Source organism: Acinetobacter sp. RF14B (assembly GCF_006864105.1).
Lineage (GTDB): Bacteria > Pseudomonadota > Gammaproteobacteria > Pseudomonadales > Moraxellaceae > Acinetobacter > Acinetobacter lwoffii_C.
The window spans coordinates 1-10,595 of sequence record NZ_SMTB01000088.1; the positions used below are offsets into that span (position 1 = coordinate 1).

Sequence of the window (10,595 nt, forward strand, 5' to 3'; positions counted from 1 at the left end):
GCCTGTGCCCGCATGCTGGGTGCCGAGCAAATTTTTATGGTCGATCACCATCCTTATCGCCTGCGTTTTGCCCATCAGACCTATGGAGCGATTCCGGTTAATTTTGATGAGGTCGATGCGGCAGAATTTATCATCCAGAATACTGCCGGTCATCGGGGTGTAGATGCCGTGATTGATGCGGTTGGTTTTGAAGCCAAAGGCAGTCTGGTAGAAACCGTGATGACCAATCTGAAAATTGAAGGTTCCAGTGGTTTTGCCCTACGCCAATGTATCGCCGCAGTACGTCGCGGTGGGGTGGTGAGTGTGCCGGGAGTTTATGCCGGACCAATTCATGGCTTCCTGTTTGGGGACGCTTTTGATAAAGGCTTGACCTTTAAAATGGGACAAACCCATGTGCATAAATTCCTGCCCGAATTGCTGGAGCATATTGAAAATGGCAATCTTTCGCCAGACGTGATTATTACCCACCGCATGAAGCTGGAAGAAGCGGCGGAAGCCTATCGTATTTTTGATCAACGTGAACAGGATTGTCGTAAAATTATTCTGACGCCATAAAGACCGCTTCAGCCAGCAAGCAAAAAGCGCCCCGAAAGGCGCTTTTTTAGTCTGAGCTTTATCCTGAGCAATCAGGTATCAATATCGGCATTCAGGGCATTTTCTTCAATAAAGGCACGACGCGGTTCAACATCATCGCCCATCAAACAAGAGAACATACGGTCCGCTTCAATCGCATCCTGTACCGTCACCTGTAACATATGACGGTTTTCAGGGTCCATCGTGGTTTCCCAGAGTTGATCGGCATTCATCTCGCCCAGACCTTTATAACGCTGGATCATCATACCGCGGCGTGAGTCTTGCAGAATATGCTGCCAGACCTGATGGAAATTACTGACCTGAATTTTGCGCTCACCTTTTTGTAAATAAGCCCCCTCTTCCAGCAGGCTAAACCAGCTTTTCGAGTTTTTCAATAAGCGCGCATACTCACTTGAACCGAGCAAACCAGCATCAATCAGATAATGATGCGGCAAGTTATGCACATAAATAGTGATTCGAGGTAACCAGCTCGCCACTGTTTGATCATTCAGTTCTTTTTCAAAGCGTTCCAGGCTCAGTTCAGGACGTAAGCCAGGCTGAATGCGCTCAATTGCTGCACGCAGCTGTTCACCCCAGCGGGTAACATAGTCCTGGTCTTCAAGCTGATCTAGCTTAAAGGCCTCGATTGAAATCAGGGCATCCAGCAGGCTGGCAGGATAACGCTGGGTCAAACGTGCCAAACTCTTTTGCGAGGTTTGGTAGTCTGCAATGACATTCGCCAGTGCTTCACCGCGAATGGCAGGGGCTTCTGCGCTAACATGCAATTCCAGTTCATCAATGGCATTGGAAATCAGATAAGTTTCCAAGGCATCATTGTCCTTGATGTACTGTTCCTGCTTGCCTTTTTTCAGTTTGTACAGCGGTGGCTGGGCAATATAGATATGGCCACGCTCAACCAGTTCCGGCATTTGACGGAAGAAGAAGGTTAAGAGCAGTGTACGGATGTGCGAACCATCGACATCAGCATCGGTCATGATAATAATTTTGTGATAACGCAGCTTATCCGGATTATATTCTTCACGGCCAATCCCACAGCCAAGTGCAGTAATCAGGGTGCCCACTTCGGCAGATGAAATCATCTTGTCAAAGCGTGCACGTTCCACGTTCAGGATTTTACCTTTAAGCGGCAAAATCGCCTGCATCTTACGGTTACGGCCCTGCTTGGCCGAACCACCAGCAGAGTCACCCTCGACCAGATAGAGTTCAGATAAAGCCGGATCTTTTTCCTGACAATCTGCCAGCTTACCCGGCAGGCCTGCGATATCCAGAGCGCTTTTACGGCGCGTCATTTCCCGGGCTTTACGTGCCGCATCACGGGCACGTGCGGCATCAATAATCTTGCCCGCAATTGATTTGGCCGCTTGCGGATTTTCCAGCAGATATTCCGCAAAAGCCTTATTCATGGCCTGCTCAACCGCAGACTTCACTTCACTGGACACCAGTTTTTCTTTGGTTTGTGAAGAAAATTTCGGATCGGGTACTTTTACCGACACAATCGCGGTCAGACCTTCACGCGCATCATCACCTGATACGTTCACCTTCTCTTTTTTGAGCAGGTTCTCATTTTCCATATAACTGTTGAGGCCACGGGTCAGCGCAGCACGGAAACCGGCTAAATGTGTACCACCATCTTTTTGCGGAATATTGTTGGTGAAGCAGCGGACATTTTCCTGATAAGAATCATTCCATTGCAGGGCTACTTCGACACCAATGCCATTTTCAGCCATGGTCGTAAAGTGGAAGATATCATTCAGATGGGTCTTGCCTTCATTAATATATTTAACAAATTCAGACAATCCGCCTTCGAAATCAAACACATGCTCTGCATGAATACGCTCGTCACGCAACACAATGCGTACACCGGCATTTAAAAAAGACAGTTCACGTAAGCGACGTGCCAGAATGTCTACATTAAAAATGGTCTGGCTAAAGGTTTCTGTACTTGGCCAGAAACGCACATGCGTCCCGCTCTTGTCGGTCTCGCCGACCACCGTTAAGGGGAACTGCGGGTTACCATGACGGTATTCCTGCTGATGAATTTTACCCGCACGCTGGATGGTCAACTCCAGCTTGCTAGACAAAGCATTCACTACCGACACGCCTACACCATGCAAACCGCCGGAAACTTTATAGCTATTGTCATCAAACTTACCGCCAGCATGCAGAATGGTCAGAATTACTTCGGCAGCGGACACCCCTTCTTCTGGATGGATATCCGTCGGAATACCACGGCCATTATCAGAAACCGAGACAGATTCATCTTCGTGAATAGTCACGATAATTTCATCACAATGACCGGCCAGTGCTTCATCAATCGAGTTATCGACTACCTCGAAAACCATATGATGCAGGCCGGTACCATCGTCTGTATCACCAATGTACATGCCCGGACGCTTACGGACAGCATCTAAACCACGTAGTACCTTGATGCTAGAGGAATCATAAGCCTTTTCAATGGTTTGTTCTGTTTGAGAAGCAGCTTGATCTTCTGAACTCATGGTTTCTCCCTAGTAAAGTATAGGTTTATACAAAGATGGGTAAAATTAAAAAAATTATCGCACAACAACTTCAACTGTATCGTTTTCAACCCGGAATAACTGATACGAAATAGACAGATCATGGAGGTGCTTTTGTACTGATTCATGGTCTAAGGTAGTAATAAAAACTTGACTACCTAGCTGGCTCAATCGTTCAATTAAACGTTGTTGTGCAGTTAAATCTAATTCTGCTGTCACATCATCTAATAATACCACAGTTTCCTTGTTACTAGCATGCAGCATTGCGATTTGCGACAGTTTTAGCGCCATCATCAACAGTTTCTTCTGGCCGCGTGACAGAATCACATCCGCCTCCCCCAAGGGAGTTTTGAGCCGTAAATCGGCACGATGTGGACCATATTCGGTATAGCGCCGTTCACAGTCTTTTTCATGATAATGGGTCAGGTCATTCAGCAGACCAGTTTCACTATGAAAGCCTGGGCTGTATTCCAGACGAATCTCCAGATCAGGCAGTAACTGCCTTAAATCTTCCTGAAAAAAGCCTTTCCACTGTTCCACGATCGTCACCCGCTGCGCATGTAAGATCTCGCCATATTCACTCAGCATCAGGTTCCACGGCTCCAGCTCAGACAGGCTTAAGAAACGCTTGGACTTGAGCAGGCTATTACGCTGCTTCAGGGCCCGGGCATAATATTGCCAGGTATGATAAAACTCCGGTTCCACGTGGAACATCAACCAGTCCAGTAGCTGGCGACGCGGCTTGGCACCATGGTCAATAATGTCAGTACTTTGCGGATCAATCAGTTGCAGCGGGAGCAGTTTGGCCAGCTGGCCTTGGGTTGCCACCGGATCACCATTGACCTTGATCAGCTGTTCACCACTGGCCATTTTCTGCATGCCGATTTTTTCAGTCTCGGACTGGGCAAACACGATTGCATCCTGAGCACCGTACTGGATGTAGTTTTTAGGAAGATGGGTACGAAAAGAGCGGCCGCTAGCCAGTAAATGAATGGCTTCCAGTACTGAGGTCTTGCCAGAGCCATTCTGGCCATAAAAAACGTTAAACGGCTGCAATCCGTAGAGAGCAACCGTCTTCAAGTTTCGTACACGCTCAATATGTAAACGCGTAATATGCATTGTGTGGACTTATTTCTTCCAAAAGGTTTAGACGCGCATTGGCATCACGACATAGGTCTGGTCAGTCTGCGATGGGTCCTGAACCAGGACTGACTGGTTGGCCTCAGTCATGGTCATAGTGACATCTTCGCCATCCAATACCCCCAATACTTCAAGCAGATATTGGACATTGAATGACATTTCCATCGGTGCATCTGCATATTGAATCGCCAGATCTTCAATCGCTTCATCCTGCTCCGGGTTATTGGCACGTAATTGCAGGGAATCAGCATTAAAGTTCAGGAAGACACCACGTAATTTTTCATTACTGAGAATGGCAACACGTTGTAAAGATTGCTTGAACACATCATGAGCAATAATGACACGTTTATCACCACCACGCGGAATAACACGGCGATAATCGGGGAATTTGCCATCAATCAGTTTCGTAGTAAAACGTACTGTGATATCGCCCTGTTCTTTATCCCGACTCGCTACTGTAATAGTGACATTTAATAATTCACGACCAATCAGTAGGGATAACTGGTCATCTTCTACACTGAGCAAACGTTGTAATTCAGCCACCGCCTTACGTGGCACAATGGCCTGGATCGGCTGGGTCGTAGTCGCTTGCGCCACTGTCTCACACAGGGCCAGACGGTGGCCATCGGTAGTCACTGCACGCAATTGATTGGCATCAATTTCCAGCAAGGTACCAGTCAGATAGAAACGCACATCCTGTACTGCCATGGCGAAAGCAGTTTTTTCAAACAGGCGTTTCAGTTCACGTTGGGTGACGGTAACTTGGGTACCTTGCGTATTTTCAGTGCTTAAAAGCGGATAATCATCGGCAGGCAAAGTCCCGAGTACAAAACGGCTATTGCCTGATTTTAAAATACAGCGCTGATCATCAGTAATTTGCAGGTCAATTAATGCCGCAGAAGGTAAAGACTTACAGATATCAATCAGTTTGCGTGCCGGAACCGTGGTTTCCCCTGCCTGCAGGCAAGCGCCTTCGGCCAATGGGGTGCTGGCCACCAGCTCTACTTCCAGATCTGAGCCTGTCACCGTTAAGGCTTCAGCAGTGACCTGGATTTTCAGGTTGGACAGAATATTTAAGGTATGGCGACGTTCAACCGCTCCTACGACATGTGATAGAACATTCAGTAAGCTCTCTTTCGCGATTTTTAAACGCACGGTACATTCCTCTAACAACTGAAGATTAAGATAAATTTTGATTTTTTAGCAGTGTACTATGCGGCAAAATAAGCCGCATAGCAAGAACAGAATTTGAGCGTTTCCGGTTAACTTTGCAACAGGCGTTGCAGGTTTTTATAGTCCTCATTAAAGATCGGATCTTGCTCACGCAGACTTTGTACTTTCTCACAGGCATGCATCACGGTACTGTGATCGCGACCGCCAAAAGCCATGCCAATTTCCGGAAAACTGTCACCAGTCAATTCACGTGCCAGGCCCATGGCCAATTGACGTGGACGGGCATAAATCCGGGTACGTTTGGGACCGACCAGCTCCTTTAAAGGAATACGGAAATATTCACTGACGACACGCTGGATATTTTCGGTGCTGATGGTTCTCGCACGAATTGCCAATACATCTTTCAGGGATTCACGGACAACATCCAGCTCAATCGGTGTTCCTTTAAAACGGGAAATGGCCACGACCTTATTCAGTGCACCTTCCAGCTCACGTACATTGGCCACCACCTGTTGGGCAATGAACAGCGCACAGTTACGCGGCAAGTCCACACCGGTGTTTTCAGCCTTTTTCAGCAAGATTTCAATTCGGGTTTCAATATCGGGCGGTTCCACCCCCACAGACAGCCCCCAGGAAAAGCGGGAGACCAGACGCGGATCCAGTTCGGTCAATTCCTTAGGATAACGGTCCGAGGTCAGGATGATCTGTTTGGATTCATCCAGAAGTGCGTTAAAGGTATAGAAGAATTCCACCAGACTGGCTTCCTTACCGGCCAGCAAATGAATATCATCGACCAGTAACAGATCCAGAGAGCGGCAGTTTTTCTTAAACTCTTCGACTTTACCCTGCTGCAAAGAGCTGACAAAGTCCCGTACAAAGCTTTCTGCGGTCATATACATGACCCGCGCATTCGGCTTGGCCTGTAAAAGTGCATTACCGACTGCCTGCATCAGGTGGGTTTTACCCAAGCCGGTAGGCCCATATAAAAATAAAGGATTATGTTGTGATGCGCCCAACTGGGTTAATACCTTGCGACAAGTTTCAGCGGCCATCTGGTTAGAGCGGCCTTCCACAAACAAAGAAAAGGTAAATAAAGGGTTCAATTGACGCTTGCGGTTATTTTTCGCGGTGTCTTCTTTTTCTCTTTTCGGTTTGGCCACTGGCGCAGGCATCGAAGCCAACGCTGCTGTAGTGGTCGCCGGCTGTTCACTGGCAGACAGGATGACACCCGGACGGGAATCCACCAGAATTTCAACTTTACGTACCCGGCCTTCTGACAACTGTTCAGCCAGAATTGAAATCAGCTCCAGATGATGCTCTTGAATGTAACGTGTCCAATAAGGATTCGGAGCATAGAGACGCAAAGTATCATCTAACTCTTCCGCCACTAATGGGCGAATCCACATTGTAAAGACATTTCCAGAGAGCTCTTGTCGCAAGCGATTTAAGCAGTCTGTCCAAAGCATGTGAATCCCCTATTCATTCCATTGTTTATTTAAAAGATGGCCACGGCCAAAGCGGGCCGCCATTCTAACCAAGTTATCCACATCTGTCATGGCTATTTCCGCAGATTTTGTGCAAAAACAGTCCAAAATGGATAAATTTAAATTTAAAAGGCTGGTGTGGATAAGTTTATCCGCAAGCTGTGGATAAAATATATCACAAAGTTATCCACAAAGTATAAAATTAATAGAAACAGTTTTACCCACAACCTAAGTTTATGTTTATTTAGAATAAAACTACCTTTTCCACAGAAAAACCCCTCCCTAATAGTAATAAATTTAAATTTATAAATTTGAATTTATATATAAGATTCGACTTTTCTGTGGATAAACATAATTCAGTTAAATTTAAATTCAAAACCACAATCCAAATTTAAACCTGTTACAACATTGTGGATAACCATGTTGATATAAATGTTAATAACTTATATTCAAATGAATAACAACAACTTAATTTGTGTATAACTTTTAAGCAAGGGATTTTTTTAATCTATGAGATTCCTCAAAGCGATTTAGCATTGAGAACTTATTTGAAAAGAAAACCTGTTTTACATTGACAGCTTAAGCAATGAGCACTAAAATCGCGGACCTTCATAGAAAGATCTTTTTGGGAGTTTCGAGATGAAACGTACATTCCAACCATCTGAATTAAAGCGTAAACGCGTTCATGGTTTCCGTGCTCGTATGGCTACTAAAGCTGGTCGTCAAGTATTAGCTCGCCGTCGTGCAAAAGGCCGTCACAGCTTAACTGTTTAATCAGTTAGGCTTTGCCGACTTTGGGTGTTATGACAGCACTTTATGGTTTTGGCACAGAGTTACGATTACGCTGTGCTGCCGATTATAAAGGTGTCTTTGATGGTGCGCTTTTTAAAGTGCATCAACCCCATTTCTTATTTCTTGCAAAACCGTCCGAACAGCCGAACAGCCGTTTGGGTTTAGTTGTTGCTAAGAAAAAAGTGCGCCGTGCGCATGAACGAAATCGAGTAAAACGACTCGCTCGTGAAAGTTTTCGCCTGCATCAGCAGCAACTCAGTGATTTGGATATTGTGGTGATGCCCAAAATGGGGATCGATAGCGTACCGAATGCTGAACTGCATCAGCAATTACAATTTGCTTGGCAAAAACTGAACCGTCTTGCCAAAAAGCATACAAAAACAGCTCCCTCCCCACAAAAGTAGAGCGCGCCAATGGTACGTTTACTGCATTGGTTAATCCGTTTCTATCAGATTGTGATTAGTCCTTTACTGGGACCACGCTGTCGCTATATTCCTACCTGTTCGCAATATTCTCTGGAAGCAGTCCATCGACATGGTGCTGGACGTGGTGTGTGGTTGGCGACTAAACGTATTTGTCGTTGTCACCCCTGGGGTGGATCAGGATATGATCCTGTGCCTTTGAAAGCGATTCGTTTTATTTCATTTCAGCAAATAGATTCTCAAACGCTTCACGTTGCTGTACCCTTTCGTGATCGTTTAATGAACCAAAATCACTCTAACCACTTGGGGTAATACATATGCAACAATGGGCCAGGATTGCAATTCTAGGAGCCATGTTTGTTGTCGCATATTTGCTCATTTTGGCTTGGCAAAAAGATTATGGAAATGCAGAAACCCAACCGAAGCAGGAAACTGTGGTGGTTTCGCAGGAAGTATCAGCAGATTTGCCAAATAATCAGGTTGCTAGTGCAACCTCTGATGTGCCACAAGCAAATGTACCAGCGCAGCAAGCTACGGATGCTACAGCACCTGTAAGTCAGCAGCTTATTTCAGTACAAACTGACCTTTATCATCTTTGGATCAATCCAAAAGGTGGTGATATTGTTCGTGTTGAATTACTCAATCATGACAAAAACAAAGACAGTGATGAGCCTTTCGTCATGCTGGAAAGCGATGCGAAACGGACTTATGTTGCTCAGTCAGGTCTGATCGGTCTGAATGGGCCGGATAGTAGCCGCAATGGCCGTCCAATGTATGAGCTGGAAAAAACCACTTATACCTTGGCAGATGCCAAAGTCAGCAAAAATAAAGCCGGCGAAACGGTCAAAGTCTTGTCTGTACCGATGGTCTTTAAAACGGCTGATGGTGTAGAAATTATCAAGACCTTTAACTTTATCGAAGGTGAATACCCAGTCGTGGTGAATCACAAGGTGATTAACCGTAGCGGTCAAGCCTGGCAAGGTCAGATGTTTGGTCAGATCAAGCGTGATAATTCAGAAGATCCAGGCAAGTCGGATCAGGGGATTTTCACTCTGGGAACTTTCTTGGGCGGTGCCTGGGGAACACCAGATGAGCAGTATAACAAGTTGAAATTTGACAACTTTACTGAAGAAAAGCTCAGCACTGAAGCCAAGGGTGGTTGGGTTGCAATGGTACAGCACTATTTTGTAAGTGCATGGGTACCGGGTAACTTGAAACTGACCCAAGCCAATGGCGAAGCCTATAGCGCGAAACTTGAATCACGCAAGTCTACTGATGACATGAACATCATCGGTTTTACTTCACCAACTTTCACGGTGCCGGCGGGTACGGTTGCTGAAATTGATGCGACCTTCTATTCCGGTCCAAAAATCCAGTCAGAACTGAAAGACCTGGCTACGGGTCTGAATCAGACTGTAGATTATGGCTGGTTATGGCCAATTGCCAAACTGCTGTTTGTCGGACTTGAATTCTTCCACGGTCTGGTGGGGAACTGGGGCTGGGCGATCATTTTATTAACCATCTTGGTCAAATTGATCCTGTGGCCTTTATCGTCGAAGAGCTATCGCTCCATGGCGAAAATGCGTGTGATTGCACCAGAAATGCAACGTATGAAAGAAGAGTTCGGTGAAGACCGGATGCGCTTCTCTCAGGAAATGATGGCGCTGTACAAGCGTGAGCAGGTCAACCCGCTGGCGGGCTGTTTACCGCTGTTACTGCAGATGCCAATTTTCCTGGCTTTGTACTGGGTTCTGATGGAATCTGTGGAACTGCGCCATGCCCCATGGCTGCTCTGGATTCAGGATTTATCTGCGATGGATCCATGGTTTATCCTGCCATTAATCATGGGAACCACAATGTATATTCAGCAAATGCTGAATCCACAGCCTACTGATCCAATGCAGGCGAAAGTGTTTAAAATCATGCCGATCATTTTCACTGTATTCTTGCTGTTCTTCCCGGCAGGTCTGGTTCTGTACTGGATTGTGAACAACCTGATCACGATCTTGCAGCAGTCCTTGATCAATAAAGCCGTGGCCAAAGAGCGTGCCAAACGCGATGAGGCAACGCCAGTCAACTAAGTTGTACTGACGGGCTGAATAAATCCGCTTAAGATGGTAATCTTAGGCGGATTTTTTTTGGCTGTACTTTTGAGTCCTTGCAGGTGAATTTTATGCTTAACCCAACCACAACGATTGCTGCAATTGCAACTCCCCCAGGGCGTGGCGGTGTGGGGGTAATTCGCCTGTCAGGTCCAAAATCCTATGCGATTGCTCAGGCCTTAACCCAAAAAGACTTACCCAATGCCCGTTTTGCCGGTTTTCGCCAGTTTTATGATGCTGCCGGTGAGGTGATGGATGAGGGACTGGTGCTTTGCTTTCCTAACCCGAGTTCCTTTACCGGCGAGGATGTGGTCGAGTTACAAGGTCATGGTGGTCCGGTGATCCAGAATGCCCTGCTGGGCCGTTTGCTGG

The 10,595-nt window shown here is 46.3% G+C and carries 8 protein-coding genes and 2 pseudogenes; 6 read left to right on the forward strand and 4 right to left on the reverse strand.

Annotated elements, in window-relative coordinates:
* Positions 1 to 555, forward strand: a pseudogene (locus E2K52_RS11665) (glutathione-dependent formaldehyde dehydrogenase); the annotation flags it as partial.
* Positions 556 to 626: 71 nt separating this feature from the next.
* On the opposite strand, the gene gyrB reads toward E2K52_RS11665, so the two are convergent.
* The 4 genes from gyrB to dnaA all read right to left on the reverse strand — a co-directional run bounded on the left by gyrB (position 627) and on the right by dnaA (position 6,889).
* On the reverse strand, positions 627 to 3,092 hold the full coding sequence (gene gyrB, locus E2K52_RS11670; protein ID WP_151205255.1) for a DNA topoisomerase (ATP-hydrolyzing) subunit B: 2,466 nt from the start codon (positions 3,090 to 3,092) through the stop codon (positions 627 to 629).
* Positions 3,093 to 3,146: 54 nt separating this feature from the next.
* Positions 3,147 to 4,229 carry a DNA replication/repair protein RecF gene (recF, locus tag E2K52_RS11675; RefSeq protein ID WP_151205256.1) on the reverse strand — a complete coding sequence of 361 codons (1,083 nt, stop codon included), beginning with the start codon at positions 4,227 to 4,229 and terminating at the stop codon, positions 3,147 to 3,149.
* A 27-nt stretch (positions 4,230 to 4,256) separates the two neighbouring features.
* Positions 4,257 to 5,405, reverse strand: a complete 1,149-nt coding sequence (gene dnaN, locus E2K52_RS11680; protein WP_151205257.1) for a DNA polymerase III subunit beta — start codon at positions 5,403 to 5,405, stop codon at positions 4,257 to 4,259.
* Between the two features lie 107 nt (positions 5,406 to 5,512).
* Positions 5,513 to 6,889, reverse strand: a complete 1,377-nt coding sequence (gene dnaA / locus E2K52_RS11685) for a chromosomal replication initiator protein DnaA (RefSeq protein WP_151205258.1) — start codon at positions 6,887 to 6,889, stop codon at positions 5,513 to 5,515.
* Positions 6,890 to 7,546: 657 nt separating this feature from the next.
* Here dnaA and rpmH point away from each other — a divergent pair.
* From rpmH to trmE, 5 genes and pseudogenes are all read left to right on the forward strand, one after another.
* Entirely contained in the window at positions 7,547 to 7,681 is a 135-nt protein-coding gene (gene rpmH / locus E2K52_RS11690; protein WP_000831329.1) for a 50S ribosomal protein L34, read from the forward strand.
* Positions 7,682 to 7,710: 29 nt separating this feature from the next.
* A complete protein-coding gene (gene rnpA / locus E2K52_RS11695; RefSeq protein WP_151205259.1) occupies positions 7,711 to 8,103 on the forward strand; it encodes a ribonuclease P protein component in 393 nt (130 codons plus the stop codon).
* Positions 8,104 to 8,112: 9 nt separating this feature from the next.
* Positions 8,113 to 8,433: a membrane protein insertion efficiency factor YidD gene (gene yidD / locus E2K52_RS11700; protein ID WP_151205260.1), complete on the forward strand. Its 321-nt coding sequence runs from the start codon at positions 8,113 to 8,115 to the stop codon at positions 8,431 to 8,433.
* A gap of 5 nt (positions 8,434 to 8,438) precedes the next feature.
* Positions 8,439 to 10,202 carry a membrane protein insertase YidC gene (gene yidC, locus E2K52_RS11705; protein WP_151205261.1) on the forward strand — a complete coding sequence of 588 codons (1,764 nt, stop codon included), beginning with the start codon at positions 8,439 to 8,441 and terminating at the stop codon, positions 10,200 to 10,202.
* 92 nt (positions 10,203 to 10,294) lie between these two features.
* Positions 10,295 to 10,595, forward strand: a pseudogene (gene trmE, locus E2K52_RS11710) (tRNA uridine-5-carboxymethylaminomethyl(34) synthesis GTPase MnmE); the annotation flags it as partial.

Excerpts from the sequence above, each read along its gene's own strand:
- recF (WP_151205256.1), bottom strand. The coding sequence starts at position 4,229 with ATGCATATTACGCGTTTACATATTGAGCGTGTACGAAACTTGAAGACG.
- rnpA (WP_151205259.1), top strand. The coding sequence starts at position 7,711 with ATGACAGCACTTTATGGTTTTGGCACAGAGTTACGATTACGCTGTGCT.
- gyrB (WP_151205255.1), bottom strand. The coding sequence starts at position 3,092 with ATGAGTTCAGAAGATCAAGCTGCTTCTCAAACAGAACAAACCATTGAA.
- yidD (WP_151205260.1), top strand. The coding sequence starts at position 8,113 with ATGGTACGTTTACTGCATTGGTTAATCCGTTTCTATCAGATTGTGATT.
- rpmH (WP_000831329.1), top strand. The coding sequence starts at position 7,547 with ATGAAACGTACATTCCAACCATCTGAATTAAAGCGTAAACGCGTTCAT.
- dnaA (WP_151205258.1), bottom strand. The coding sequence starts at position 6,889 with ATGCTTTGGACAGACTGCTTAAATCGCTTGCGACAAGAGCTCTCTGGA.
- yidC (WP_151205261.1), top strand. The coding sequence starts at position 8,439 with ATGCAACAATGGGCCAGGATTGCAATTCTAGGAGCCATGTTTGTTGTC.